General features: G+C 65.5%; 25 protein-coding genes. 17 read left to right on the plus strand and 8 right to left on the minus strand.

What is annotated here, in order from left to right:
• Window positions 1–31: 31 nt before the first annotated feature.
• From WN72_RS14650 to WN72_RS14660, 3 genes are read left to right on the plus strand one after another with little or no spacing between them, the layout of a single operon-like run.
• Window positions 32–2,236: an amylo-alpha-1,6-glucosidase gene (locus WN72_RS14650; protein WP_027558444.1), complete on the plus strand. Its 2,205-nt coding sequence runs from the start codon at window positions 32–34 to the stop codon at window positions 2,234–2,236.
• 18 nt (window positions 2,237–2,254) lie between these two features.
• Window positions 2,255–2,791, plus strand: coding sequence for a PRC-barrel domain-containing protein (locus WN72_RS14655; protein ID WP_167380737.1), 537 nt, complete (start codon window positions 2,255–2,257; stop codon window positions 2,789–2,791).
• A 23-nt stretch (window positions 2,792–2,814) separates the two neighbouring features.
• Window positions 2,815–4,119: an MFS transporter gene (locus WN72_RS14660; protein WP_027558446.1), complete on the plus strand. Its 1,305-nt coding sequence runs from the start codon at window positions 2,815–2,817 to the stop codon at window positions 4,117–4,119.
• Between the two features lie 36 nt (window positions 4,120–4,155).
• Here the strand turns inward: WN72_RS14660 and WN72_RS14665 are convergent, their stop codons facing one another.
• From WN72_RS14665 to fixL, 4 genes are all read right to left on the minus strand, one after another.
• Complete coding sequence (locus WN72_RS14665; RefSeq protein WP_167380738.1) at window positions 4,156–4,854, minus strand: helix-turn-helix domain-containing protein; 699 nt, start codon at window positions 4,852–4,854, stop codon at window positions 4,156–4,158.
• Between the two features lie 104 nt (window positions 4,855–4,958).
• Window positions 4,959–5,381: a response regulator gene (locus WN72_RS14670; protein ID WP_027558448.1), complete on the minus strand. Its 423-nt coding sequence runs from the start codon at window positions 5,379–5,381 to the stop codon at window positions 4,959–4,961.
• Between the two features lie 58 nt (window positions 5,382–5,439).
• Entirely contained in the window at window positions 5,440–6,057 is a 618-nt protein-coding gene (gene fixJ / locus WN72_RS14675; protein ID WP_092214728.1) for a response regulator FixJ, read from the minus strand.
• Window positions 6,058–6,060: 3 nt separating this feature from the next.
• Window positions 6,061–7,578: a sensor protein FixL gene (gene fixL / locus WN72_RS14680; protein WP_092214731.1), complete on the minus strand. Its 1,518-nt coding sequence runs from the start codon at window positions 7,576–7,578 to the stop codon at window positions 6,061–6,063.
• 204 nt (window positions 7,579–7,782) lie between these two features.
• Between fixL and WN72_RS14685 the strand changes: the two genes are divergently transcribed.
• The 10 genes from WN72_RS14685 (at window position 7,783) to ccoS (ending at window position 17,492) form a co-directional block, all read left to right on the plus strand.
• Window positions 7,783–8,616 carry a universal stress protein gene (locus WN72_RS14685; protein WP_092214734.1) on the plus strand — a complete coding sequence of 278 codons (834 nt, stop codon included), beginning with the start codon at window positions 7,783–7,785 and terminating at the stop codon, window positions 8,614–8,616.
• Window positions 8,617–8,641: 25 nt separating this feature from the next.
• A complete protein-coding gene (locus WN72_RS14690) occupies window positions 8,642–9,067 on the plus strand; it encodes a CBS domain-containing protein (protein ID WP_092214738.1) in 426 nt (141 codons plus the stop codon).
• A 403-nt stretch (window positions 9,068–9,470) separates the two neighbouring features.
• Complete coding sequence (gene ccoN, locus WN72_RS14695; RefSeq protein ID WP_035730034.1) at window positions 9,471–11,120, plus strand: cytochrome-c oxidase, cbb3-type subunit I; 1,650 nt, start codon at window positions 9,471–9,473, stop codon at window positions 11,118–11,120.
• A gap of 14 nt (window positions 11,121–11,134) precedes the next feature.
• Window positions 11,135–11,869 carry a cytochrome-c oxidase, cbb3-type subunit II gene (gene ccoO / locus WN72_RS14700; protein WP_092214742.1) on the plus strand — a complete coding sequence of 245 codons (735 nt, stop codon included), beginning with the start codon at window positions 11,135–11,137 and terminating at the stop codon, window positions 11,867–11,869.
• A gap of 13 nt (window positions 11,870–11,882) precedes the next feature.
• A complete protein-coding gene (locus tag WN72_RS14705; RefSeq protein WP_027558455.1) occupies window positions 11,883–12,047 on the plus strand; it encodes a CcoQ/FixQ family Cbb3-type cytochrome c oxidase assembly chaperone in 165 nt (54 codons plus the stop codon).
• A 6-nt stretch (window positions 12,048–12,053) separates the two neighbouring features.
• Window positions 12,054–12,929: a cytochrome-c oxidase, cbb3-type subunit III gene (gene ccoP, locus WN72_RS14710; protein WP_092214745.1), complete on the plus strand. Its 876-nt coding sequence runs from the start codon at window positions 12,054–12,056 to the stop codon at window positions 12,927–12,929.
• Window positions 12,930–13,153: 224 nt separating this feature from the next.
• Entirely contained in the window at window positions 13,154–14,620 is a 1,467-nt protein-coding gene (gene ccoG / locus WN72_RS14715) for a cytochrome c oxidase accessory protein CcoG (RefSeq protein WP_092214748.1), read from the plus strand.
• Between the two features lie 15 nt (window positions 14,621–14,635).
• The gene (locus WN72_RS14720) at window positions 14,636–15,121 is read left to right on the plus strand and encodes a FixH family protein (RefSeq protein WP_092214751.1); all 486 of its coding nucleotides are present in this window, start codon (window positions 14,636–14,638) and stop codon (window positions 15,119–15,121) included.
• An 11-nt stretch (window positions 15,122–15,132) separates the two neighbouring features.
• Entirely contained in the window at window positions 15,133–17,325 is a 2,193-nt protein-coding gene (locus tag WN72_RS14725; protein ID WP_092214976.1) for a cation-translocating P-type ATPase, read from the plus strand.
• The gene (gene ccoS / locus WN72_RS14730) at window positions 17,325–17,492 is read left to right on the plus strand and encodes a cbb3-type cytochrome oxidase assembly protein CcoS (protein WP_092214754.1); all 168 of its coding nucleotides are present in this window, start codon (window positions 17,325–17,327) and stop codon (window positions 17,490–17,492) included. Before WN72_RS14725 ends, ccoS begins: the two co-directional genes overlap by 1 nt.
• On the opposite strand, the gene WN72_RS14735 is transcribed toward ccoS, so the two are convergent.
• Both WN72_RS14735 and WN72_RS14740 read right to left on the minus strand, forming a co-directional pair.
• Complete coding sequence (locus WN72_RS14735; RefSeq protein ID WP_092214756.1) at window positions 17,489–18,691, minus strand: MFS transporter; 1,203 nt, start codon at window positions 18,689–18,691, stop codon at window positions 17,489–17,491. The two genes, ccoS and WN72_RS14735, sit on opposite strands and share 4 nt — an antisense overlap.
• A 141-nt stretch (window positions 18,692–18,832) precedes the next feature.
• Window positions 18,833–19,312, minus strand: coding sequence for a cupin domain-containing protein (locus WN72_RS14740; protein WP_092214759.1), 480 nt, complete (start codon window positions 19,310–19,312; stop codon window positions 18,833–18,835).
• A gap of 237 nt (window positions 19,313–19,549) precedes the next feature.
• Between WN72_RS14740 and WN72_RS14745 the strand changes: the two genes are divergently transcribed.
• Together WN72_RS14745 and WN72_RS14750 are read left to right on the plus strand one after the other, a co-directional pair.
• Window positions 19,550–19,834: a hypothetical protein gene (locus WN72_RS14745; RefSeq protein WP_167380739.1), complete on the plus strand. Its 285-nt coding sequence runs from the start codon at window positions 19,550–19,552 to the stop codon at window positions 19,832–19,834.
• Window positions 19,835–19,917: 83 nt separating this feature from the next.
• Window positions 19,918–20,628: a peroxiredoxin-like family protein gene (locus WN72_RS14750; RefSeq protein WP_092214978.1), complete on the plus strand. Its 711-nt coding sequence runs from the start codon at window positions 19,918–19,920 to the stop codon at window positions 20,626–20,628.
• 22 nt (window positions 20,629–20,650) lie between these two features.
• Here the strand turns inward: WN72_RS14750 and WN72_RS14755 are convergent, their stop codons facing one another.
• Window positions 20,651–21,532: a LysR family transcriptional regulator gene (locus WN72_RS14755; RefSeq protein ID WP_167380740.1), complete on the minus strand. Its 882-nt coding sequence runs from the start codon at window positions 21,530–21,532 to the stop codon at window positions 20,651–20,653.
• A gap of 198 nt (window positions 21,533–21,730) precedes the next feature.
• Here WN72_RS14755 and WN72_RS14760 point away from each other — a divergent pair, with 198 nt between their 5' ends.
• The gene (locus WN72_RS14760) at window positions 21,731–22,879 is read left to right on the plus strand and encodes a patatin-like phospholipase family protein (protein ID WP_092214767.1); all 1,149 of its coding nucleotides are present in this window, start codon (window positions 21,731–21,733) and stop codon (window positions 22,877–22,879) included.
• Between the two features lie 84 nt (window positions 22,880–22,963).
• Window positions 22,964–23,914: an oxygenase MpaB family protein gene (locus WN72_RS14765; protein ID WP_167380746.1), complete on the plus strand. Its 951-nt coding sequence runs from the start codon at window positions 22,964–22,966 to the stop codon at window positions 23,912–23,914.
• A 289-nt stretch (window positions 23,915–24,203) separates the two neighbouring features.
• Here the strand turns inward: WN72_RS14765 and glgA are convergent, their stop codons facing one another.
• Window positions 24,204–25,619 carry a glycogen synthase GlgA gene (glgA, locus tag WN72_RS14770; RefSeq protein ID WP_092214771.1) on the minus strand — a complete coding sequence of 472 codons (1,416 nt, stop codon included), beginning with the start codon at window positions 25,617–25,619 and terminating at the stop codon, window positions 24,204–24,206.
• Window positions 25,620–25,637 lie beyond the last annotated feature (18 nt).

Consider the following 25,637-nt stretch of genomic DNA (forward strand, 5'->3'; position numbering starts at 1 on the left):
TGCGTTTCGAAACAAGGCAGGGGAGCAGCTCATGGCAGCCGAAGTCGTCACCAAATTCGTCTCCGTGACGCGGACCGTGGAGCAGGTCGCGGAGCAGCCGTTCTACATCCCGATGACGGGGCCGTCGGCGCGGCCGCGGCGTTCGCTCAAGCACGACGACACCTTCATCGTGCTCGACAGCCACGGCGACATCGGCGCCTCGGCAGGCGGGCCGGACGGCCTGTTCCACCATGACACGCGCTACCTGGCGCGGCTGGAGCTCGTGCTCAACGACCTCCAGCCGCTGCTGCTCGGCTCCAACTTACGCGACGACAATTCGGCGCTGACGGTCGATCTCACCAATCCCGACATCTACCGCGAGGGCGCCCTCGTGCTGCAGAAGGATCTGCTGCACATCGTGCGCACGATCTTCCTGTGGCACGGCTCGGCCTATCAACGCATCGGCGTGCAGAACCATGGCGAGCGGCCGGCGAGCTTCGAGCTGACGCTGCTGTTCGACAACGATTTTGCCGACCTGTTCGAGGTCCGCGGCGAACAGCGGCCGCGCCGGGGCACCGGCACGAGCAAGCTGCTCGGGCCGACCGACGTGCTGTTCGACTATCGCGGCCTCGACGATGCCGAGCGCACGACCGGTTTGCATTTCGACCCGCGTCCGACACGGCTGTCGGTGAACGCCGCGACCTGGCAGGTCGAGCTCGATCCGCATCAATCGAAATCGCTGTTCGTCGCCGTGTCCTGCAACCGGCCGGTCACGGAAAAGCCCGCGCGTTTCTTCAGGGGCTTGCTCGCCCATCGCCGCGAGATGCGGCAGTCGACGATGGGCGCGGCCAGCATCGAAACCTCGAACAACATCTTCAACGAGGTGCTGTGCCAGGCCATGGCCGACCTCAACATGCTGATGACGGAGACGCCGCAGGGGCGTTATCCCTATGCCGGCATTCCCTGGTATTCGACGACCTTCGGTCGCGACGGGCTGATCACCGCGCTGCAGATGCTGTGGGTCGACCCGCGCGTCGCCAAGGGCGTCCTCAGGCGGCTCGCCCATTTCCAGGCCAAGACGGTCGATCCGCTTGCCGACGCGGCGCCCGGAAAGATCCTGCACGAGATGCGCGGCGGCGAGATGGCGGCGCTGCGCGAGGTGCCGTTCTCGCAATATTACGGCAGCGTCGATTCCACCGCCTTGTTCATCCTGCTCGCCGGCAGCTATTTCGAGCGCACCGGCGATGCAGCGACGCTGATCGAGCTGTGGCCGGCGATCGAGGCGGGCCTCGCCTGGATCGACGGTCCGGGCGATCCCGATCAGGACGGCTTCGTCGAATACCAGCGCGCGACGGAAAAGGGACTGGCCAACCAGGGCTGGAAGGATTCCTACGACGCGATCTTCCACGCCGACGGCCAGCTCGCGGAAGGCAATATCGCGCTCGCCGAAGTCCAGGGCTACGTCTACGCGGCCAAGCAGCTTGCCGCGCGTTGCGCGCTGCGGCTCGGCAAGCCGGACCGAGTGCGCAAGCTTGAGGCCGAAGCCAACGCGCTGGCCGAGCGCTTCGAAAAGGCGTTCTGGTGCGAGGAGCTCGGCACCTATGCGCTCGCGCTCGACGGCAAGAAGCGGCCGTGCAAGGTGCGCACCTCGAATGCCGGGCAGGTGCTGTTCAGCGGCATGATCCGCGAGGATCGCGCGCGCCTCGTCGCCGCCGATCTGATGCGGCCGCACTTCTTCTCCGGCTGGGGCATCCGCACCGTCGCGCAAGGCGAGGTGCGCTACAACCCGATGTCCTATCATGACGGCTCGGTCTGGCCGCACGACAACGCGCTGATCGCGCTCGGGCTCGCGCGCTACGGCCTCAAGCATTCGGTCGCGCATGTCTTCAAGGGCCTGTTCGACGCTGCGACCTACATGGATCTGCGCCGGCTGCCCGAGCTGTTCTGTGGCTTCCGGCGCGAGAAGCGGCGCGGCCCGACGCTCTATCCGGTCGCCTGTGCGCCGCAGGCCTGGGCCAGCGCGACGCCGTTCACGCTGCTGGAGGCGGCGCTCGGCATCGAGTTCGATGTGGCGCGCGGCGAGATCCGCCTGCGCAATCCGCATCTGCCGGCATTCCTGAACGAGGTGATCCTGCGCGATCTGCGCCTCGGCGAGTCCAGCGTCGATCTGCGCGTCAGCCGCCACGGCGACGACGTCGCGCTGGAGGTGTTGCGCACGCGCGGCCAGATCCAGGTCTCGATCGTGCTGGCGCGCTAGGCGCGCGAGGAGGGTCCCATGCGTGCTGTCCGATGGCTGGTCTTGAGCGTGGCGATCGTCGCCGGCCTGACGGTCGCAATGTCGCGTGCCGCGGAGGAGCCGCCTGCGGTGGCCCCAACCTCGCCGCCAAGTGAAGCGAATGCGCCGGCGGCTGCGCAGCCGCCGGCCTCGACCGTGCCTGTGACGCCGAAGGACGCTGCGCCGCCGCCCTCGGTGACCATCATCGGCGCGAGCGATGCGCACGGCGTGCTCGGCCGCGACGTGCGCAGCGCCGCCGACGAGGGCATGGGCCGCATCGTCGACATCATCGTCGACCGCACCGGCCATGTGCGCGCCGCCGTGATCGATTTTGGCGGCTTCCTGGGCGTCGGCAGCCGCAAGATCGTGGTGGACTGGAACGCGCTTCATTTCGGCAAGATCACCAACAAGAAGGACAGCATCACGCTGGAGCTGACCAAGGCTCAGGTCGCTGCCGCGCCGGAATACAAGGAAGACACGCCGATGGTCGTGCTCGGCGCGTCCGGCAGTCTTCAACCGCTGCAAGCCATCCAGTGAGACGCGGGGAGGGCTGACTGCCTGTGCTGTTGTCGAGGAAGCCGAACCATGCGGATCGCGGCGGCCACGTTGAACAGAACAACGCCGCAGCGCTGCGGCTTGCGCCCATTCCGGCGCCGTCGCGCCAGAGCCTGCGCGGTCTCGACTGGTTCATCTTCTTCCTTGCCGACGTGCAGACCGGGTTCGGTCCCTTCATCGCGGTGTACCTGACGACGCAGAAATGGACCCAGGTCGAGATCGGCCTCGTGCTCTCGATCGGCGGCATCGTCGCCCTGATCGGGCAGATGCCGGGCGGCGCCATCATCGATGCCGCGAAATCCGAGCGGCTGGTCGCGGCCCTTGCGATCGTGACCATCGGCTTCTGCGCGCTCGCTTATGCGGCGATGCCGATCTTCCCCGTGGTGGTGACGGCGGCGACACTGCATGCGGCGGCGAGCTGCGTGCTGGGACCTGCAATCGCGGCGATCAGCCTCGGCCTCGTCGGGCCACTCGCGATCGGCGAGCGGCTCGGGCGCAATGCGCGCTTCGCCTCGCTCGGCAACGGCGTCGCGGCCGCCGTGATGGGCACCGCCGGTTATCTGTTGTCGAGCCGCTCGGTGTTCCTGGTCACTTTCTTGCTGGCGATCCCGACCCTGATCGCGCTGTCGCGGATCCGGGAGGAGGAGGTCGACATCGCGCGCTGCCACGGCGAGATGCCGCGCGAGGCGCCGGTGCCGGGCGACACCAATATCTGGCACTTGATCAGGCAGCGGCCGCTGATCGTGTTTGCGCTGAGCGTGCTGCTGTTACAGCTCGCGAACGCCTCGATGATGCCGCTGATGGCGAGCGCAGTGACGGCCAGGTCGAGCCAGTGGGCAACGGTGCTCGTTGCCTTTTGCATCGTCGTGCCCCAGGCGATCGTGGCGCTGCTGTCGCCGACGGTCGGGCGCAAGGCGCAACTCTGGGGCCGCCGGCCGCTGCTGCTGATCGGGTTCGGCGCGCTGACGATCCGCGGTCTGTTGTTCGCCACGGTGCGTGATCCCTATCTGCTGGTCGCGGTGCAGGTGTTCGACGGCATCACGGCGGCGGTGTTCGCGGTGATGATTCCGCTGATCGTGGCCGACGTCGCCTTCGGCAGCGGACACTTCAATCTGGCACAGGGAATCGTCGGCACCGCGACCGGCATCGGCGCGTCGCTGAGCACTGCGCTGGGCGGCTATGTCAGCGACAAGTTCGGCAACGCCACCGCGTTCATCGGGCTGTCCGGCATCGCCGCGACGGGGCTGTTGCTGATCCTGCTGGTGATGCCGGAGACCCGGCGGCTTGCGCCAAAAGAAATGGCCGGCTGAACGACATCAGCCGGCCAAGTCAGTGGGGAGGAAAAGTCAGGCGTCGAGATTGTGCAGGCGCGCCCTGTTGCGCAGCACGATCTGGCGGGCGCCGGAGAAACCGAGAATGCCTTGGGCGTGGAGCTGGGACAGCGCGCGCGACACGGTCTCAAGGGTGAGGCCAAGATAGTCGCCGATATCGCGGCGGCACATCGGCAGCGCCATCATGCCGGCGACCGCGAGGCGGCGGTCCATTTCGAGCAGGAAGGTCGCGACACGCTCCATCGCGGTCTTGCGGCCGAGCAGCAGCATGTGGTCTTCGGCGTGGCGCAGCTCGCCGGCGGTCATGGCCCAGAGCTTGCGGGCGACCTGCACGTCCGAGCCGGCGGCCTTCTCCAGGCTGGCGCGCTTCACGAGGCGGACATTGGTGTCGATGATGGCTTCGGCGGCGAGACGGTGGGTCGGGCCGGATTCGAGGCCGAACACGTCGCCGGGAAGATGGAAGGCACCGATCTGGCGGCGGCCGTCGGAGAGGAGCTTGTAGCTGCGCACGGCGCCCGACACGACCTGGTAGACATATTCGGACGGCTCGTCCTCGCCGTAGATCTCTTCGTCCTTGCGGTAGGAGAACTCGGTGGCGACGAGGCCGACATGGCCGGTGATCGCGCCGAACTGGTCGGAGACAGGATGGGCAGGGGCAATCTTGCCACGAAGTTGCGTGTTGATCGCCTGGGTGTCGAGCGTCTGGGTCAGCATCTGCGCCATCTCCGTTGTGATGGAGCATTGCTACGCGGGTTTGCGCAATCCGGAAATTTCGCGCGTTATCTTAAGGAGGTTTACCTACGTAGAATCCCGTAAGGTCAATTCCGGCGCCGTTCCTGGATCGCACCACGGATGCGCTTGACCAGGTTTTCGTCGAGAAGCGGCTTCAAGATCACGTCCTTGACGCCCGCGGCGGCCGCGCGGGCCGAGATATTTCCGTCGGGATAGCCGGTGATGAGTATCACCGGCGTGCCTTCGTCGAACTGGCGGAGGCGGCCGGCGAGCTCGATGCCGTTGATGTCCGGCATCTTGTAGTCGATCACGTAGCAGTCGGCGCCGGGCTCGCTGGCGGCATTCAGCAGCGCCGTGGCGTTCCTGAAGGTCCGCACGTCGAAGCCGTCGGTTTCGAGCAGGAATCGCAGCGATCCCAGCACGGCGGCATCGTCGTCGACGACATAGACGACGGGTTTTGCCGAGGGCGCCATGGGAAGCCGCTGGGGGTGCGAGCCGATCTCGATCATCGCATCTGGCTAGCACAGCCTGAGCCGCGCAGATTGACTTGCCTCAATCCGGTTTGCCTCAATCCTTCAGCATGCCGGCGCGCATCGCCAGCCGGACCAGTTCCGACAGGCTGCCCGCCTGCATCTTGGTCATGACATTGGCGCGGTAGACCTCGATGGTGCGCGGGCTGATGTCGTATTCCCTGGCGATCAGCTTGTTGGAGAGGCCGGCGATCAGGCCCTCCATGACCTGGCGCTCGCGCGGGCTCAAGGAAGCGACGCGGGCGGCGATGTCCTGCGCGACCGCCTCGTTCTTGGCCGCCGGCTCGGCCTGGCGGATCGCAGTCTCGATCATCGTGGTGAGGCGATCGTCCTCGAAGGGTTTTTCAAGAAAGTCGACGGCTCCGAGCTTCATCGCCTCGACCGCGAGCGGCACGTCGCCATGGCCGGTCATGATCAGGATCGGGAACGGGCTGGCCTGCGCCTTCATCCGCTTGAGAAGCTCGATGCCGTCGAGGCCCGGCATGCGCACGTCGGACACGACGCAGCCGAAGGCAAGGCCGGGCAGGGCGTCGAGGAAGCTCTGCGCGTCCTCGAACAGCGTGACGCCGAAGCCGGAGGAGTCCAGCAGGAAGTTCAGCGAGTCCCGCATCGCGGCGTCATCGTCGATGACGTAGACATGTCCCTTGGTCGTCATTGCTCAGGTCTCGTCGGCTGCAGGCAGGGTGAAGCGGAATGTCGCGCCGCTCGATGCGTTGCTCTCGGCCCACATGCGCCCGCCGTGAGCCTCGATGATCGAGCGGCTGATGGACAGTCCGACGCCCATGCCGGTGTCTTTGGTGGTGAAGAAGGTCTGGAACAGGTTTGGAATGACGTCGTCCTGGAAGCCGGAGCCGGTGTCGGAGACTTCCACTCCGATCATGTCGTCGGCGACGCGCTTGTTGGCGACGACGAGCTCGCGCCGCCCGGATTGCGCCATCGCCTCCAGCGCATTGCGGAACAGATTGACCAGCACCTGCTGGATCTGCACGCGGTCGGCGAGGACGAGATCGGCATCGGGATCGAGGCTGAAGCGGAGCTGCACGTTCTGCTCGCGCGCGCCGGCGAGCCCGAGCGCGCCGGCCTCCTCGATCAGCTTGGACAGGCTCTCGACCCGCTTCTCGGATTCGCCGCGGGAGACGAAGTCGCGCAGGCGGCGGATGATCTGGCCGGCACGCAAGGCCTGCTCCGAGGCGCGGTCCAGCGCGCTCTCGATCTTCGGCGTGTTGGGATCCGTGCTGCCGGCGAGCAGCCGGCGCGATCCCTTCATGTAATTGCTGATCGCCGCCAGCGGCTGGTTGATCTCGTGCGCGAGGGCGGAGGCCATCTCGCCCATCGCGGTGAGCCGCGAGACGTGGACGAGCTCGGACTGCAACTCCTGCAGCCGCGCCTGGGTCTTCTGGTGCTCGGTGAGGTCGCGGACGAAGCCGGTGAAATAGGGCTCGCCGCCGGACTGCATCTCGCCGATCGACAGATGCATCGGGAACGTCGTGCCGTCGCGGCGCTTGCCCGTGACGATGCGGCCGATGCCGATGATGTGCGGATCATTGGTCGAGCGATAGCGCGCGATGTAGCTGTCGTGACGGGTGCGGTCCGGCTCCGGCATCAGGATGCTGACGTTCTGGCCGATCGCCTCCTGCTCCGACCAGCCAAACAGCCGCTCCGCGGCCGTACTGAACAGCTGGATGATGCCGTGGCCGTCGATGACGATCATGGCATCGGGAATGGTGTGAAGGATGGAGCGGAGGTGAGTCTCTCGCGTGCGCAGCGCTTCCTCGACCTGCTTCTCCTCGTCGATGTCGAGCAGGATGCCGCTGAGATGGCGGGCGACGCCGGCATCGTCGCGGATCAGGCCGGCGCGGGCCCTGAGCCATTTGCCGCGGTCGGCATTGCGGGAAATTTTGAAGGAGACGTCGAAGCCGCCGCCATGCTCGATGACCTGCCTGATCGCGTCCTCGACGCGGGCGCGGTCCTCGGGCTCGAGGCGAGAGAGCAAGAGGTCGTAGCTGGCCGGCTGGCCGCGCCCGATACCGAGCAGCATCCGCGCGGTCTCGGACCACTCCAGCTCCCGCGTCGTGAGGTCGAGATCCCAGGTGCCGACGCCGAACCCCTCGATCCGGACCCGGAAATGCTCGCCCCGACTGTCGTCTGACGGATGCGTTACGCGGGTCGGCGACAATCGATGGCTCCCATTCTGGCGCGGCGGACTATGCCGCGAACATGGCCGCAATTTCGCCCATGGGCGGGCGAGAGGCAAGTTCGGATGTCTGATTCCATTGGCGGATTTGCCGCAAGCCGGTGCCCGGCAGTTTGATCTACCTCATCATGCCGCGCGCTGGCGCGGCTAGATTCCGCGGCAGTTCCTTCTGTGCGGAGACACCCCATGACATACGCGACCGTGATGGTCAGCCTGGCGCTCGATCAGTCCAACGAGGCGCGTCTTCAGGTCGCGGGCGAGCTCGCCGAGCGATTCGAGGCGGCCATCATCGGCGTCGCCGCGGGGCAGTATGCGCCGCCGCTCTATTTCACCGACGGCGCTGAGGCCCAGAGCCTGATCGATCAGGAGCAAGCCTCCATCAGGAAGCGCCTTGCCGATCTGGAAGCCCAGTTCCGCAGCGCCACGAAAGCGCGCGGCGGCCGGGCGGAGTGGCGCAGCGCCCTGGATTTTCCGGCGCGATTCGTGCTGGCGCAGGCGCGCTGCGCCGACATCATCGTCAGCGGCGGGTACGGCCCGGCCTTCCCCGACGCGTTCGCGCTAGCTCGCCCCAAGGATCTGGTGATGCAGGCCGGCCGCCCGCTCCTCGTCGTCCCCGACAAGGTCAACTGGCTCGATCTGCGCAGCGTGCTGGTGGCCTGGAAGGACACGCCGGAGTCGCGCCGTGCAGTGGCCAACGCGCTGCCGATGCTGCGCAAGGCGAGTGACGTCACCGTTGTCGAGATTCCGGAGCGCGACGACGACCGCTCGGCGGTGATGGCCGGCGTCACCGATGTCGCCGCTTGGCTCGCCCGTCACGGCATCACCGCGAGCGCGCGCATCACAGAGGCGGTGCGGAACGATTCTGCCGCCGCGCAATTGGAGCAGGTCGCCGGCGATGTCGGCGCCGGCCTGATCGTCGCGGGCGCCTATGGTCATTCGCGCTTTCGCGAGCTGATCCTCGGCGGCGTCACGGAGCATCTGGTCACGCAATCGGCGCGCTGCGTACTGCTGTCGCACTGACTGAACCATTCGAGGAGGACGCGCCGTGTACAAGTTTCTCGAAGAGACCGCCAGTGGCTACATGACGCGCAAGGTCAAGACGGTGCAGCGCGACCAGGATCTGCTCGCGCTCAGCGAGATGTTCGAGCGTGATGACTTCAACTCCTATCCGGTCGAGGACGACGGGCAGGTGGTCGGCATCGTCACCAAGTTCGACATCCTGAAATGCTTTGCGTTCACTCCGAACCAGATGCTGCCGCGCTATCACGACCTGATGAGCCGCAGGATCGGCGACGTCATGACGCCGGAGTTCATCTATGTCAGCCCCGACACGCGGCTGACGCGCGTGCTCCAGATCATGGTCGAACACCGCATCCGGAGCATCATCGTGCTCGACGGCGCGCAGAAGCTCGCCGGAATCATCGCCCGCGAGGATGTCATCGCCGCGCTGAAGGCGACGGCGAGGGAGTGAGTCCTTCCGCGAAGCACCGGATGAGGGGTATCTATCCGCGATCACAGATATCGTAGGGTGGGCAAAGCGAAGCGTGCCCACCATCCTGTCGCGTGTTCGACAAATCGTGGGCACGGCGCAAGTGCGCCTTTGCCCACCCTACGATACTGGATTCGCGGAGCCAGACTCCTCACCCAAGTGAGTCTGCCGCACCGTGATCGCTGCCTCTCCCGAATCCGCCGCAAAGGCTTCGACGGACATGAAAGGAGAGGGCACTTCAACCGGCGGCTCCGCAGAAATACGGGAGCTCCCCAAAAATGTTTGCCACCTACGACGAACCAAAACGCCCGTCTTGATTTCAATCAATTCCCCGCGAGGGTGAATGTGGTTTCTGGCTCCGTGTTCTTTCGAAAGAGAATCCGCGATGAGCCAGCCCTCCATCTCAAAATCCATGACATCAGGTGAAAGCGGACTGGCTGTCGCGTTCGCAGTCACCGCCTTCCTCTGCGTGATCGCCTCGGCCAAGGCGCTCGATGCGCCCTTCGCTTTTCATGCCGCGCTGAGCGCGGCGGCGAGCCTCGCCGCGGTGTTCGTGATCATCAACCGCTACTTCGATCGCCCGGCGGAGCTGCCGCCGGCGGAGATCAACGGGCGCCCCAACTACAACATGGGCCCGATCAAGTTCACCGCCGTCATGGCGATGTTCTGGGGCATCGCGGGCTTCCTCGTCGGTCTCATCATCGCCTCGCAGCTGGCCTGGCCGGCGCTGAATTTCGACCTGCCCTGGACCAGCTTCGGCCGCCTGCGGCCGCTGCACACCTCGGCGGTCATTTTCGCCTTCGGCGGCAACGTGCTGATCGGCACGTCGTTCTACGTCGTGCAGAAGTCCTGCCGCGCGCGCCTTGCCGGCGATCTCGCGCCCTGGTTCGTCGTGCTCGGCTACAACTATTTCATCCTGGTCGCCGGCACCGGCTATCTGCTCGGCGTCACCCAGTCGAAGGAATATGCCGAGCCGGAATGGTATGCCGATCTCTGGCTGACCATCGTCTGGGTGGTCTACCTGCTGGTGTTCCTTGTCACCATCATCAAGCGCAAGGAGCCGCACATCTTCGTCGCGAACTGGTTCTATCTCGCCTTCATCGTGACGATCGCCGTGCTGCATCTCGGCAACAATCCGGCCCTTCCGGTCTCTGTGTTCGGCTCGAAGTCGTACGTTGCGTGGGGCGGCATCCAGGATGCGATGTTCCAGTGGTGGTACGGCCATAACGCGGTCGGCTTCTTCCTGACCGCCGGCTTCCTCGCCATCATGTACTACTTCATTCCCAAGCGCGCCGAGCGGCCGATCTATTCCTATCGGCTCTCGATCATCCACTTCTGGGCGCTGATCTTCCTCTACATCTGGGCGGGTCCCCACCATCTGCACTACACGGCGCTGCCGGACTGGACGCAGACGCTCGGCATGACCTTCTCGATCATGCTGTGGATGCCGTCCTGGGGCGGCATGATCAACGGCCTGATGACGCTGTCGGGCGCCTGGGACAAGCTGCGCACCGATCCCGTGCTGCGCATGCTGGTCGTCTCCGTCGCCTTCTACGGCATGTCGACCTTCGAAGGCCCGATGATGTCGATCAAGGTGGTGAACTCGCTCAGCCACTACACCGACTGGACCATCGGCCATGTGCATTCCGGCGCGCTCGGCTGGGTCGGCTTCGTCTCCTTCGGCGCGCTCTATTGCCTGGTGCCGTGGGCCTGGAATCGCAAGGGCCTCTACAGCCTCAAGCTCGTCAACTGGCACTTCTGGATCGCGACGCTCGGCATCGTGCTCTACATCTCGGCGATGTGGGTCTCCGGCATCCTCCAGGGCCTGATGTGGCGCGCCTACACCTCGCTCGGCTTCCTCGAATATTCCTTCATCGAGACCGTCGAGGCGATGCATCCCTTCTACATCATCCGCGCTGCCGGCGGCGGGCTGTTCCTGATCGGCGCGCTGATCATGGCCTACAATCTCTGGATGACCGTTCGCGCAGGCGAGCAGCAAGTCCAGATGCCCGTCGCGCTCCAGCCGGCGGAATGAGGAGCCTTCCTTCCATGTCGTTCTGGACACGCCACCAAATCTTCGAAAAGAACTCGATCGTCCTGATCGTCGGCATCTTGCTGGTGATCGCGATCGGCGGGCTCGTCGAGATCACGCCGCTGTTCTACCTCAAGAGCACGATCGAGGCGGTCGACGGCGTCAGGCCGTACACGCCGCTGGAGCTCGCGGGCCGCAACGTCTATGTCCGCGAGGGCTGCTATCTCTGCCATTCGCAGATGATCCGTCCCTTGCGCGACGAGGTCGAGCGCTACGGCCACTTCTCGCTCGCCGCCGAAAGCATGTACGACCACCCGTTCCAGTGGGGCTCGAAGCGCACCGGTCCCGATCTTGCCCGCGTCGGCGCCAAATATTCCGACGACTGGCACGTCACCCATCTGACCAATCCGCGCGCGATCGTGCCGCAATCGGTGATGCCGGGCTATCCCTTCCTCAGTCAGACCGAAGTCGACCCTGATACGATCGCCGACCACATGAAGACGCTCAAGGCCGTCGGAACGCCCTACACCGACGACCAGATCGTGAACGCTGGCGCCGACCTGAAGGCGCAAGCCGATCCTGACAATGCCGGCACCGACGCCTTCACCAAGCGCTACGCCAAGGCCGCGGTGCGCAATTTCGACGGCAAGTCGGGCACGCCGACCGAGATGGACGCGCTGATCGCGTACTTGCAGATGCTCGGCACGCTGGTCGACTTCCAGCTCTACAACGAGAAAGCCAATCTTCGCTGAGAAGGCATCACCGATGAAAGCCATCCTGACACTCGACAATCTCGCGTCTGGTCTCGTCACGACGATCTGGACGCCGGTGTTCGTCGCGATCTTTCTCGCGATTATCGCCTACGCATTCTGGCCCCGCAACAAGGCCGCGTTCGACGAAGCGGCACGCCTGCCGTTGCGGGAGGAGTAAGAGATCATGACCGATCATCATGGCGATATCGATTCCGTCACGGGCAAGTCCACGACCGGACATGAGTGGGACGGCATCAAGGAGCTCAACACGCCGCTGCCGCGCTGGTGGGTGATCTCCTTCTACCTCACCATCATCTGGGCGATCGGCTACTGGATCGTCTATCCGGCCTGGCCGCTGATCTCCAGCAACACCACCGGGCTGCTCGGCTACTCGACGCGCGCCAGCCTCGCGGTGGAGCTCGCCAATCTCGAGGCGCTGCGCGGCGAGAAGATGGCGGCGTTGGCGGCGGCGCCGCTCGCCGACATCCAGAAGGATCCGGCTCTGCTGGCGCTCGCCCGTGCCAAGGGCAGGACCGTGTTCGGCGACAATTGTGCACCGTGCCACGGCTCGGGCGGCGCCGGCGCCAAGGGCTTCCCGAACCTGAACGACGACGACTGGCTGTGGGGTGGTACGCTCGAGCAGATCATGCAGACCATCCAGTTCGGCGCGCGCTCCGGCCATGCCAAGACGCATGAGGGCCAGATGCTCGCCTTCGGCAAGGACGGCGTGCTCAAGCCGGACGAGATCGTCACGGTCGCCAACTACGTACGCTCGCTGTCGGGCCTGTCGACCGGCAAGGGTTTTGACGCCGCCAAGGGCGAGAAGATCTTTGCGGAGAATTGCGTCGCCTGCCATGGCGACGGCGGCAAGGGCAACCCGGAGATGGGCGCACCGAACCTGACCGACAAGATCTGGCTCTACGGCTCGGACGAGGCGACCCTGATCGAGACCATCAGCCAGGGACGCGCCGGCGTCATGCCGGCCTGGGAAGGACGGCTCGACTCCGCCACCCTCAAGGCGATGGCGGTCTACGTCCACTCGCTGGGCGGCGGAAAGTAGAAGCAGTGACGGGTGAGGTCGAATGGAGCTCGACCACCAGCACCGGTCTCTCCGTTCCCTCCCCCGCGAGGGGGAGGGAACGCACCTTCGGCGGGGCGCTCGTCGAGTCTCAAGCCTTAGTCGCGCAAGCAGAGTGAACAAAAGTGCCCCCGCTTGAGCTGGATCAACCGACGCGGCGGCGTCGGGTCTAGGTTTGATCGCACCTTTTCGAGACGCCATTAGCGATGAACAAGACCGTGAACCCGAACGAGCTCACATCGGACGACGATTACGGGCCGCTCTACGCGGCCCGCAAGAAGGTCTATCCCCAGAGCGTCCATGGCACCTTCCGCCGGATCAAGTGGGGCCTGATGGCGTTCTGCCTCGGCGTCTACTACTTCCTGCCCTTCGTGCGCTGGAATCGCGGTCTCGGTGCGCCTAGCCAGGCGGTGCTGATCGATCTGCCCAACAGCCGCTTCTATTTCTTCTTCATCGAGCTGTGGCCGCAGGAGGTCTATTACTTTACCGGCCTCCTGATCGTCGCTGCGGTGGCGCTGTTCCTGATGAACTCGGTCGGCGGCCGCATCTGGTGCGGCTATCTCTGTCCACAAACCGTGTGGACCGATCTGTTCTACGCGGTCGAGCGCCTCGTCGAGGGCGATCGGCGCGAGCGGATGAAAAAGGACAAGTCGTCCGATCCGATGAAGCTGGAGCGCATCTCCGAGATCGTGCTCAAGCATTCGATCTGGCTGATGATCGCCTGGTGGACCGGCGGCGCCTGGGTGCTCTATTTCAACGACGCGCCGACGCTGGTGAAGGAGCTCGTCACCTTCCAGGCGCCGATGATCGCCTATATCTGGATCGCCATCCTGACCGCGACGACCTACGTGCTCGCCGGATTCATGCGCGAGCAGGTCTGCACCTATATGTGCCCTTGGCCGCGCATCCAGGCCGCGCTCACCGACGAATGGGCGCTCAACGTCACCTATCGCTACGATCGCGGCGAAAAGCGCACCTCGGTGAAGAAGGCGGCCGAGCTGCGCGCGCTCGGCGAGCATGTCGGCGACTGCGTCGACTGCTATCAATGCGTTGCGGTCTGCCCGACCGGCATCGACATCCGCAACGGACCGCAGATGGAATGCATCCAGTGCGGGCTCTGCATCGACGCCTGCGACAACGTGATGACCAAGATCGGCCGGCCGAAGCGGCTGATCGGCTATGACAACGACATCAATATCCAGCGCCGCCAGGAAGGCAAGGCGCCGGTCTACCGCATCATCCGGCCCCGTACCGTCGTCTACAGCGCGATCATCGCGGTCATCGGCGGTTTCATGATCTATACGCTGGCGACCCGCAGCCTGCTCGACGTCAACGTGCTGCACGATCGCAACCCCGTCGCGGTCAAGCTCAGCGACGGCTCGATCCGCAACGCCTATACGGTGCGGCTGCTGAACAAGAGCGGTTACGACCGCCTCGTCGCGATCGATGCGGACGGACCGGCCAATCTGACCACGCATGTCGTCGGCATCGATTCGGTGACGCCTGATCGGCCGATGATCGTGATCCCGCGCGACTCCACCAGCGAGCTGCGCCTGCTGGTCACCGCGCCGGCCGAGAGCAATCCGGAGAAGTCGATCCCCGTGCGTTTCCACGTCACCGATATCGGTCTCGGCGAGGTCGCCACCACCACCGACAATTTCGTCGCGCCGTAAGTTCAGGAGACTGCCATGGCCGCCAAGCCGCTGACCGGAACGAAGGTGTTCCTGATGCTGGTCGCCTTCTTCGGCCTCGTGATCGGCGTCAACGTCACCATGATGAAGCTCGCGATCGCGACCCTGCCGGGCACTGATGTCAACAGCCCCTATGCGGCGGGCCTCACCTACGACCGCGAGATCTCGGCAGCTCATGACCAGGCCGCGCGCAAATGGAAGGTCAGCGCTCACATCGAGCGCCGCGCAGATGGCGGTGCCACGCTTCAGGTCGAGGCGCGCGATGCGAATGGCCAGCCGGTGAGCGGCCTGAAATTTGGCGGACGCCTGGAGCGGCCGACCGACAAGCGCGCCGATCTCGCCGTCGAGCTTCCTGAAGCCGGCATCGGCGTCTATCGCGGCAATGCCGCCGCCGTCGCGCCCGGCCAGTGGGATCTCGTGATCGAGGGCAAGGCGCGCGGCACGCGCGTGTTCATGTCGCGCAATCGCGTGATCCTGAACTGAGGGACATGGTCATGCAGGTCACGCGGGATTTTTCGCACTATGTCCGCATCGCGGGCGAGGGGATCAAGCACATCGATCTCGCCGTCGAGGGCGTTCACTGCGCCGGCTGCATGGCCAAGATCGAGCGCGGACTGTCGGCCATCCCCGACGTCACATTGGCGCGCGTGAACCTCACCGACCGCCGCGTCGCGCTGGAGTGGAAGCAGGGCACGCTCGATCCCGCCCGCTTCATCGATCGCCTGGAGGAGCTTGGCTACAAGGCTTATCCTTTCGAGACCGAAAGCGCGGAAGAGGCCGAGGTTGCCGAATCCCGCTTCCTGCTGCGCTGCCTCGGCGTCGCAGCCTTCGCCACCATGAACGTGATGATGCTGTCGATCCCGGTGTGGTCGGGCAACGTCTCGGACATGCTGCCGGAGCAGCGCGACTTCTTTCACTGGCTGTCGGCGCTGATCGCGCTGCCGGCGGCGGCCTATGCCGGCCAGCCGTTCTTCCGCTCGGCCTGGCGCGCGCTGTCGAACAAGACCACCAACATGGACGTGCCGATCTCGATCGGCGTGTGCCTTGCGCTCGGCATGTCCGTGGTCGAGACCATCCACCACGCCGAGCATGCCTATTTCGACGCGGCGATCATGCTGCTGACCTTCCTCTTGGTCGGCCGCTTCCTCGACCAGAACATGCGGCGGCGTACCCGTGCGGTCGCCGGCAATCTCGCTGCGCTGAAGGCCGAGACCGCGGCGAAGTTCATCGGGCCCGATGAGATCTCCCAGGTGCCGATCGCCGCGATCCATCCCGGCGACATCGTGCTGCTGCGGCCCGGCGAGCGCTGCGCGGTCGACGGCACGGTGATCGAGGGACGGTCCGAGATCGACCAGAGCCTGATCACCGGCGAGACGCTCTACGTCACGGCGGAGCAGGACACGCCGGTCTATGCGGGATCGATGAACATCTCCGGCACGCTGCGGGTGCGGGTCTCGGCGGCGTCGGAAGCGACGCTGCTCGCCGAGATCACGCGGCTGCTCGACAACGCGCTGGCCGCGCGCTCGCGCTACATGCGGCTCGCCGACCGCGCCTCGCGGCTCTACGCGCCGGTGGTGCATGCGACCGCGCTGGTCACGATCCTCGGCTGGGTTGTCGCCGGCGCGTCGTGGCACGATGCGATCGTGACCGGCGTTGCGGTGCTGATCATCACCTGCCCCTGTGCGCTCGGTCTTGCGATCCCCACTGTGCAGACGGTGGCCGCGGGCACGATGTTCAAGTCCGGCGTGCTGCTCAACGCGGGTGATGCGATCGAGCGCCTCGCCGAGGCCGACCACATCATCTTCGACAAGACCGGTACGCTGACGCTGCCTGATCTCGAAGTGACCAACGTGGCCGACATCCCCGCCGACATCTTCGAGCTCGCTGGGCGGCTCGCGCTGTCGAGCCATCATCCGGTAGCGGCCGCAGTCGCGCAGGCAGCCGGCGCGAGGTCGCCGATCGTCGGTGCCGTTGAAGAGGCCGGGCAGGGCGTGCGCGCCACCGTGGACGGTGTCGAGCTGCGTCTCGGCCGTCCGTCCTTCTGCGGCGCCGAGGGACTTGTCGGCTTGACCGACGATCTCGATCCCGAGGCCTCCATCGTCGCATTCAGCAAAGGGAGCGAAAAATTCATCCTCTCGGTGCGCCAAGGGCTGCGCCCAGATGCCCAGGCCGTGATCGCGGCGCTGAAGGCGCGCAACATCGGCATCGAGATCCTCTCCGGGGATCGTGAGCCGGCGGTGGTCGCAGCAGCGCATGCGCTCGGCATTCCCGAGTGGCGCGCGGGCGTGACGCCGGCCGATAAGATCGCACGGATCGAGGAATTGAAGCGGCGCGGCACAAAGGTGCTGATGGTCGGTGACGGCATGAACGATGCGCCGTCGCTCGCGGCAGCCCATGTCTCGATGTCGCCGATCTCGGCCGCACATCTCAGCCAGGCCACCGCCGATCTCGTCTTCCTCGGCCGGCCGCTGGCGCCTGTGGTGGCCGCCATCGACGCGTCGCGCAAGGCGCTGCATCTGATGCGAGAAAACCTCTGGCTTGCGATCGGTTACAATGTGCTGGCCGTACCGGTCGCGATCAGCGGCATCGTCACGCCGCTCATCGCGGCGGCGGCCATGAGCGGATCGTCGATCCTGGTGATGCTGAACTCGCTGCGCGCCCGGAACACCTCGCGGGAGCTTGGGTAATGGAGATCCTGGTCATCTTGGTCCCGTTGGCCCTGATGCTTGGAGGAGCCGGTCTGGTCGCCTTCCTCTGGTCGCTGAAAAGCGGCCAGTACGATGATCTCGACGGCGCCGCCTGGCGCGCCATCGCAGACGACGAGCCGCCGCCGGAAATGCCGGCCAAGCGCTAGCGCTTCAAGGCAAGGGTGAGCAGGGCCGCCAGCGCGAGGGCCGCGCCGACGCCCGCGACGCAGGCGTGCCAGCCGAAACTGTCGAACAATCGCCCGAGCACGGCCGTACCGACCAGCCCGCCGCAGAAGTAGCACGCAAGATAGGTCCCGCTGGCGATGCCGCGGTTGTCGGTCGCGGCCTGTCCGACGAAGCCCGTCGCTGCGGCCTGCGCGAAGAATGTGCCGACGCCGACGAGAACCATGCCGGCGAGCACTTCGGCCAAATGCGACGTCAACATCAGCGGCAGGCCAAGCCCGGCGACAGCGAGCGCGCCCCAGATCGTGGGCCGCGTTCCCAGCCGTGCGGCCACCTTGCCGGCCAGAAGCGTCGTGACGACGGACGGCAGGAAGACGAAATAGACGAGGCCGAGGTCCATCATGCCCAGCGACAGCGGGGGCCGCACCAGCACGAAATTGACGAATGTGAAGGTACCGATGAACGCGAACAGGATGCAGAAGCCGATGCCGAAGGCGGCGCGAAGCCGCGGGTTGCGCCAATGCGCGATGATGGCGGCGAGCGGCGAAGCCGCCGGCATCATCGCATGCATCGGCCGCACGCGTCCGATGGTGCAATAGACCAGTACTGCGCCGGCCAGATTGAGCGCTGCGAAGACATAGAAATTCCAGGCAAGGCCGAAGCCGTCGGCGAGCGCCGCCGAGATCAACCGTCCAAAGAGGTTGCTGGCGACATTGCCGGTGATGTAGGCGGCAAACGCGCCGCCGGCGTCCATGGCGCTGCATTGCTCGCCGAGATAGGCGAGGGTGAGTGCAAAGGCAGACGCCATGCACAGGCCCTGCGCGACCCGCAAGGCCGTGAAGACGGCAAGATTGGGTGCGGACGCCAGCAGGCTGGTGGGGATTGCCAGTAGCAGGAGGCTGACCAGGATGCCGGCCCGACGGTTGATGTGCGGGCTGAAGAAGCCGACGACGAGGCTCGCGATGGCCATGCCGAAGGTGCTGGCATTGACGGCGAAGCCCATTGCTGCAGGGGTGACGCCGTAGTGGCGCGTCAGCGAGGGCAGGATCGCCTGCGTCGCGAAGAGGTCGACGACGGTCAGGAATGCGGTGAGGCCGATCACGAGCGAGCGAAGGGCAATACCCGGCGAATGCGCATCCATCGTCATCGCGGCCGGTTTGATCGGAGCGGAAAGATCGGTCATGGCATGGCTCACTTTTGATCTGTCATTCCGGGCTGGTGCGCCAGCACCAGACCCGGAATCTCGAGATTCTCAGGTGCGCAATTGCGCACCATAGTTCGATGCTGCGCATCGCCCCGGAATGACGGGGCCGGAATGCACCCATCACATGTGATGGTCGTTGGGATCCTTGCGGATGTCGCCGACATAGAGAATGACGGTCTCCTTGCCGAGGTTCTTCCACCAATGCGAGGTGCCGTAGATCTCGGGACGAATGTCGCCGGCCTTGTGCACGATCGGGTCGATGCAGTTGGAGGCGTGTTCGACGATCTCGCCCTGCTGCACGAAGATCAGGGCGGGGCGGTCGTCATGGCTGTGCCACGGCACGATGCCGCCGGGCTCGATGGTCAGCTTGCGGAAGCGCAGCTCGCGGCCCTCGATATGGGCCGGCTGCTTGCCGAGATCGATTGCGCCGAGCGTGACGTCGGTGACGCCGACGGGCTTGTAGTCGACCATCTGCTGCGCATTCGGCTTGATCTTGTCGGCCGGGCATTCGCCGGCGAGGACCGGCTGCGCAAGTGTGAGCGATCCGAGAACGGCGAGGCCTGTCCAAACCGTGCGCGACATTACGTGATGCCTAGACATGGGAAGTCTCCTGTGTTGGCCGCAACCTCGCTGGTTGCCGGCTATGGCAGGAGCTTCGTCGAAGCCGCGTCGATGTTGAAATACCGGCTTGCTCTCGATGCGATAGCTGGGCGCTATGTTGATGCACATCGGCTATCGAACCGATTGGGCATCGGCATTTCCGCTTCTCCTGTGTCTGGCGTCCGATGGCAGTGCGCCCGATTGGCGGGCGTTCACGTCAATCCGGAGGAGCATCTCATGACGAAAGTGTCAAAGACCCTGATCTTTACCGCCGCCTTCGCGGTGATCGCTACATCGGCCTTCTCGGAGGCGACCTGGGGTTTCAAGGCCGGCATGGCCTATGTCTATGGCGGCCCCGGCAAGATGTCGGCGATGGCCATGGCCCCGGCCGAGAAGAACCACGAGGCCATGATGAAGAACGCGAAGAAAGTGCCGGAGAACACCGTCTTCTTCATGGACAACGGCACGCTGTACTCGACCTCGGGGCGGCTCGATCCGACCGGCAATTTCTACGTGAACTGAACCGGTCCCGGCGTTGCGGCCGCCCCCTTGCGGGCGGCCGAACCAGGGAACTAATATTCACCTCACGAATGCCGGAGCGGAAGATGACGTCTCTCTCGCCAACCGACGCCGAGCGGCTCAAGTCTGCCTTCCTGCGCTGCCGCGATATGGACGGCACACTGAACGAACAGCTCCGCGCCTATGCCGATGCCAGCCGCGAGGTCTTCCCGGCCTATGGCGAGGCGGTCGATCGCCTGGTGACGCGATTGGGCGGAAACGGCGGTGGCGAGACCGCGCCGCGCCCGGGCGATGCGATGCCGCCATTCATGCTGCCGGACGACAGCGGACGTCTCGTCACCCTGACTGCGCTGCTGAAGACTGGCCCGGTCGCGGTGATGTTTTTCCGTGGGCATTGGTGCCCCTATTGCCGGCTCAACGTCCGCGCGGTCGTCCAGGCGCTCGACCGCATCGAGGCCATGGGCGCGCGCGTCGTCGCGATCATGCCGGAGACGCAGGAATATGCGCGGCAGCTCAAGGCCGAGTCCGGCGCGCCATTTCCGGTCCTGACCGATCTCGACAACGGCTATGCGCTGTCGCTCAATCTCGCGATCTGGCTCGGTACCGAAATCCAGGACCTGCTGTCTTATCAGGACATGGCGAAATTTCACGGCAATGACGGCTGGATGCTGCCGATCCCGGCCGTGTTCGTGGTCGGTCGCGATGGGATTGTCAAAGCGCGTTTCGTTGATCCGGATTTCCGCAAGCGCATGGAGATCGACGATCTGCTAGCAGCGCTGGAGCGCGCGAGAGGCTAGATCTCGCGCTATCATTCTGACCCTACCCCGCGATTTCCCGCCAGTCCGCACCGCGCAGCATCCGCATCACGGCGTTGGCGACCGCTGTGCGCTGACGGCCGGCCACTCCGTAAAGGCTGACGGTGCGGCGGGCGTCCAGCCCCGTGACCGCAGTGCGCGTCAGCTTCTCCGGCACGGTTGACGTGTGCGGCACCATGGCGACACCGACGTCGGCTTCGACCAGCTCGATCAGATCGCGCTCGCTCGAAATCTCGTGTCCATGCTCGATGCCGTGCTCGCGCAGGCTTGCAGCGATCCGGCTGGAGTGCTCGCAGAACGTCCGGCCCAGCAACTGCTCGGCGCGCAGATCGTCGAGTTCGACGTTGCAGCGGCCGGCGAGCCGGTGTCCGCTGCTGACGACGAGCTCGAAACCCTCCGTGAACAGCGGCCAGACGTCGAGCCGCTCCCAGGACTCGTCGATCTCGGCGGCGATGCCAAGCTCGGCTTCGCCTTTCTTCAGGAACTCGGCGACCTCGCGGCTCGAGCCGCGCAGGAAGCGAAGCTCAAGCCGGTTGAACTGCCGTTTGATCTCGCTGAGATGCGGAATCAGAAGCGCGAGGTCGATCGAATGCGTGAGCGCGATACGGAGCGCGCCAATTTCTCCGCTCTTGAATGAAGAGGCGAGTGAGCGTGCGCCGGCCGCGGCGTCGTAGCACTGCTTCAGCAGCGGATGCATGCGCTGGCCGAGCTCGGTCAATTGCGCCGCGGGCCTTTCGCGCCGGAACAGGTCGCCGCCGAGCTCGGCCTCGAGCTGCTTGATCGCGCGCGTCAATGAGGGCTGCGTCACGTTGCACTCCTCTGCGGCGCGCGTGAAATTCAACAGTTGCGCAACCGCGAGGAAATAGCGGACCTGATGCATTTCCATGGATCGGCTCCCGGCGAGATCGGCCGGAAATCTAACCGATCGGGGCGGGAAATGATATGCTGGCGGCAATAGCACGCGCGTATGGTTTCGGAAGCCAGCCGGCATTTCCAAAAGGCCCGACAATCGCGGACAACGGCAAGACGTAACAATGGCCTTACGCCGGACGAATGATAACCATAGGCTCGACAGGAGCGAGACATGAACGGCATGCAGGACAACCCGCAACGAAAGAGTATGGACCTGCCGGGTCAGGTCGTTCTCGTGCTTCAGGGTGGCGGCGCGCTCGGCTCGTACCAAGCCGGGGTCTACCAGGCGCTGCACGAGGCAGGCATCGAGCCGGACTGGATCATCGGCACCTCGATCGGTGCGATCAACGCCAGCCTCATTGCGGGCAACGCGCCGCAGAACCGGCTCGCGCGTCTCAGGGAATTCTGGAAGCGGATGGAGCAGCAGCCGGTCTGGGACTGGCGCGCCGCGTTTCCCGGTTTCAATGAGAAGCTGGCCTATTGGTCGACCGTGACCCACGGCATCGCGGGTTTCTTTCGTCCCAATCCGCTGGCGCATGCCGGGGATTCCTATCCGCTGGGCGCCGATCACGCCGGCTATTATTCGAGCGCGCCGCTGGAGACGACGCTGAGCGAGCTGGTCGATTTCGATCTGGCCAATCGCTGCGCGCCGCGCCTGACGGTCGGTGCGGCCCATGTCGGCACCAGCGAGATGCGCTATTTCGACAGCCGCGACGGCGAGCTGACGGTGCAGCACGTGATGGCCTCGGGCGCGCTGCCGCCGGCTTTCCCGGCCGTGCGCATCGATGGCGAACTCTATTGGGACGGCGGCATCCTGTCGAACACGCCGACGGAAGCCGTGTTCGACGACAACCCGCGCAGGGATTCGCTGATCTTCTCCGTGCATCTGTGGAATCCCGTCGGCCCCGAGCCGACCACGATGGCGGAGGTGCTGAACCGGCACAAGGACGTGCAATATTCCAGCCGCATCGCCAGCCAAATCGTGCGCCAGCAGCAGGCCCATCGCCTGCGCCACGTCATCAATCAGCTTGCCGCGCGGCTGCCCGAAGGCGAGCGCAACGATCCCGCGGTGATGGAGCTGATGAGCTACGGCTGTCCGACCCGCATGCATGTGGTGCGGCTGCTGGCGCCGCAGCTCGAGCGCGAGACCCACACCAAGGACATCGACTTCAGCCCGTCCGGCATCACGCGGCGCTGGCACGCCGGCTATGCCCACACGAAGTCGGTGCTGGCGCGCAGGCCGTGGATCGGCGAATTCGATCCGCTCGCCGGCGTGGTGCTGCACGAGCATACGGACGAGATGCCGATGGCTGCGGAATAGGGCCATAAGCGATCGCGCGCTTCATCGAATTGCCACAGGCCGCGCGGATCGTCGGCCTTGGTTCGACCTCGAAAGGTCCTGCAATTGGTGTCCGCGAACGATCTGGAATTCGCTCTCGACAAGGTCCGTGCTGATGCGGCGGGGCCGGTTGCGGGCGTGTTCGGTCCTGACACGCTGACCTGGCGGATCGACCGCGAGGCCGCCGTCTTTCTCGGCGCCGGCCGCGCGCTGCTGCTGCAACTGGCGCATCCCTGGGTCGCGGCCGCCATCGCCGAGCACTCGACCACGCTTGCCGATCCGATCGGTCGCTTCCATCGCACCTTCGACGTCGTCTTCGCCATGGTGTTCGGCTCGCTCGACCGTGCCTTGCTGTCGGCCCGGCAACTGCATCGGCGCCACACCATGATCGTCGGCGAGATGCCCGAGACCGTCGGCCCTTTCGCGGCCGGCTCGCGTTACTGCGCCAACGACATCCCGTCGCTGCGCTGGGTTCATGCCACGCTGACCGAGTCTGCGCTGATGGCACACGATTTGGTTCTGCCGCCGCTCTCGATCGAGGAACGCGAGCGCTACTGGACGGAGAGCCGGACCTTTGGCGCGCTGTTCGGGCTGACGGGCGATGATCTGCCGCCGGACTGGGCTGGCTTTGCGGCCTACACCGCGGCAATGGCGCAGTCGGAGACGCTGACGGTCAGCCCGGCCGCGCGCGAGATCGCCGCGCAGATCCTTGACGGCGCACGTCCGTGGCTGCGGCCGCCGCGCTGGTATCGTGCGCAGACGGCGAGGATGCTGCCGGAGCGCCTGCGCGCCGGCTTCGATCTTACGCTCGACGAGCGGGACGTCAGGTCTGCCGACCGCGCGCTGCGATGGATCCGGCGCGTCTATCCGAAACTGCCCGACAGGCTGCGCTATGCCAGCCCCTATCAGGAAGCGCAGGCGCGCTTGCGGGGCGAGGTTCAGCCCGACTGGATGACCCGCTGCCTCAACCGCGCCTGGATCGGTCGGCCGCAGATGGATCAGCGCGGGAAGGGGTGAGGCCCAATCTCTTGTGTCCCGGACAAGCCGCAACGCGGGAGCGTTGCGGCGCAGAGCCGGGACCCAGGGCCACGAACTTCGCGAGAGATGGGCCTCGGCTCAGCAGCGCACCACGTCGCAAAGGGCGACGCGCTGCGCTGCGTCTGGGGCACGAGAGAGGAGTTTGAGGCGGACACTCTCTCCACGTGGTCATTGCGAGCGCAGCGAAGCAATCCAGAGTCCTCCCACGGAGGCGGTCTGGATTGCTTCGCTCCGCTCGCAATGACGGAGTATGTGTAGCGCCCCGGCCTCACACCGACGCCAGCTTCCGATAAAGCGCGCTGTAGCTGCCCGCCGAGATGCTCCACGAAAACGAGCGGCCCATGGCGCTGCGGCGCATGGTGTCGAGCTGGTCATGGGCCATGAAGGCCTCGAAGGCGCGGCGGACGCCGCCAAGGAAGGATTCGTGCGAAGGTCTTGAGAACAGGAATCCTGTTTCACCATCGGTGATGGTCTCGGCAAGGCCGCCGGTCTGGTGGCCGATCGGCAGCGAGCCGAAGCGCTGGGCGTACATCTGGCTGAGGCCGCAGGGCTCGAACCGCGACGGCATCAAGGTGAAATCACTGCCCGCAAAAATGCGCCGCGCCTGGGCGTCGTTGAAGCCGATGGTGACGCCGATGGCGTCGGGGCGGCGGCGATGCGCGTTGATCAGGGCCTGCTCGAGCGCCGGCTCGCCGGAGCCAGTGACTACGATCTGGCCGCCGGCATCGACGATCTCGTCGGCGGCCGAGAGCACGAGGTCGATGCCCTTCTGGTGCACGAGGCGGGCGACGATCGCGAACATCGGCCCGCGCGAGACCGCAAGGCCGAACTGCTTGCGCACGTAATCCGCATTGGCCCTCTTACCGACCCAGTCGCCGGCGCCGAACTGTTGGGCGAGCTGGGCGCAATAGCGCGGGTCCCAGCTCTCGTCGATGCCGTTGAGGATGCCGGTGAGCTCGGAGGCGTCCGAGCGGACGCGGAGCAGGCCTTCGAGGCCGCAGCCGAATTCCTCCGTCGTGATCTCGCGCGCATAGGTGCCGCTGACGGTGGTGAGGTGCGAGGCGTAGACCAGGCCCGCTTTCAGGAAGGAGAGTTGGTCGTAGAACTCGACGCCGTCGATATGGAAGGAGCTTTCCGGTGCGCCGATCCGCCGCAGCGAGTCCTTCGGGAAGAGGCCCTGATAGGCGAGGTTATGGATGGTCAGGATCGACGGTAGCTTGGCGCCGCGCCAGGCGAGATAGGCGGGCACCAGTGAGGCCTGCCAGTCATTGGCGTGGATCAGGTCTGCTGCCCAATTCTTGTCCAGCTTGCCCATGGCCAGCTCAGCTGCGGCCGAGGCAAAGCGCGCGAAGCGGATGTCGTTGTCAGGCCAATCGTGCCCGGACTCGTCGCCATAGGGGTTGCCGGGCCGGTCGTAGAGTTGTGAGCACAACAGCACATAGACCGGCAGGCCGTCCTTGGTCGCGGCCCGGCCGAGCGAACAGGCCGGCATCTCGGCGAAGGCGGGACAGCGGCCAACGATCTGAATATGCGTGAGTTGTTCGATGATGTCGCGGTAGCCGGGCAGCATCACCCGGATATCGGCAAAGGGTCGGAGCGCGCGGGGCAGGGCGGCGGAAACGGCGCCGAGCCCGCCGACGCGGACGAAGTCGTCCATCTCTGTCGTAACGAACAAGACCCTCAAGAACAGCTGCCCTCTTCC

Origin of the sequence: Bradyrhizobium arachidis, assembly GCF_015291705.1 — a bacterium.
Taxonomy (GTDB): Bacteria; Pseudomonadota; Alphaproteobacteria; order Rhizobiales; family Xanthobacteraceae; genus Bradyrhizobium; species Bradyrhizobium arachidis.

Bases quoted from the DNA above. Each gene is read 5' to 3' on its own strand.
- ccoP (WP_092214745.1), top strand. From the start codon at position 12,054: ATGACCGATCATCATGGCGATATCGATTCCGTCACGGGCAAGTCCACG.
- WN72_RS14745 (WP_167380739.1), top strand. From the start codon at position 19,550: ATGACGAAAGTGTCAAAGACCCTGATCTTTACCGCCGCCTTCGCGGTG.
- fixJ (WP_092214728.1), bottom strand. From the start codon at position 6,057: ATGACGACCAAGGGACATGTCTACGTCATCGACGATGACGCCGCGATG.
- WN72_RS14725 (WP_092214976.1), top strand. From the start codon at position 15,133: ATGCAGGTCACGCGGGATTTTTCGCACTATGTCCGCATCGCGGGCGAG.
- WN72_RS14665 (WP_167380738.1), bottom strand. From the start codon at position 4,854: ATGCTGACCCAGACGCTCGACACCCAGGCGATCAACACGCAACTTCGT.
- WN72_RS14755 (WP_167380740.1), bottom strand. From the start codon at position 21,532: ATGGAAATGCATCAGGTCCGCTATTTCCTCGCGGTTGCGCAACTGTTG.
- WN72_RS14685 (WP_092214734.1), top strand. From the start codon at position 7,783: ATGACATACGCGACCGTGATGGTCAGCCTGGCGCTCGATCAGTCCAAC.
- WN72_RS14760 (WP_092214767.1), top strand. From the start codon at position 21,731: ATGAACGGCATGCAGGACAACCCGCAACGAAAGAGTATGGACCTGCCG.
- WN72_RS14705 (WP_027558455.1), top strand. From the start codon at position 11,883: ATGAAAGCCATCCTGACACTCGACAATCTCGCGTCTGGTCTCGTCACG.
- ccoG (WP_092214748.1), top strand. From the start codon at position 13,154: ATGAACAAGACCGTGAACCCGAACGAGCTCACATCGGACGACGATTAC.
- WN72_RS14735 (WP_092214756.1), bottom strand. From the start codon at position 18,691: ATGACCGATCTTTCCGCTCCGATCAAACCGGCCGCGATGACGATGGAT.
- WN72_RS14655 (WP_167380737.1), top strand. From the start codon at position 2,255: ATGCGTGCTGTCCGATGGCTGGTCTTGAGCGTGGCGATCGTCGCCGGC.
- ccoN (WP_035730034.1), top strand. From the start codon at position 9,471: ATGAGCCAGCCCTCCATCTCAAAATCCATGACATCAGGTGAAAGCGGA.
- WN72_RS14670 (WP_027558448.1), bottom strand. From the start codon at position 5,381: ATGATCGAGATCGGCTCGCACCCCCAGCGGCTTCCCATGGCGCCCTCG.
- WN72_RS14650 (WP_027558444.1), top strand. From the start codon at position 32: ATGGCAGCCGAAGTCGTCACCAAATTCGTCTCCGTGACGCGGACCGTG.
- WN72_RS14750 (WP_092214978.1), top strand. From the start codon at position 19,918: ATGACGTCTCTCTCGCCAACCGACGCCGAGCGGCTCAAGTCTGCCTTC.
- WN72_RS14740 (WP_092214759.1), bottom strand. From the start codon at position 19,312: ATGTCTAGGCATCACGTAATGTCGCGCACGGTTTGGACAGGCCTCGCC.
- WN72_RS14720 (WP_092214751.1), top strand. From the start codon at position 14,636: ATGGCCGCCAAGCCGCTGACCGGAACGAAGGTGTTCCTGATGCTGGTC.
- ccoO (WP_092214742.1), top strand. From the start codon at position 11,135: ATGTCGTTCTGGACACGCCACCAAATCTTCGAAAAGAACTCGATCGTC.
- ccoS (WP_092214754.1), top strand. From the start codon at position 17,325: ATGGAGATCCTGGTCATCTTGGTCCCGTTGGCCCTGATGCTTGGAGGA.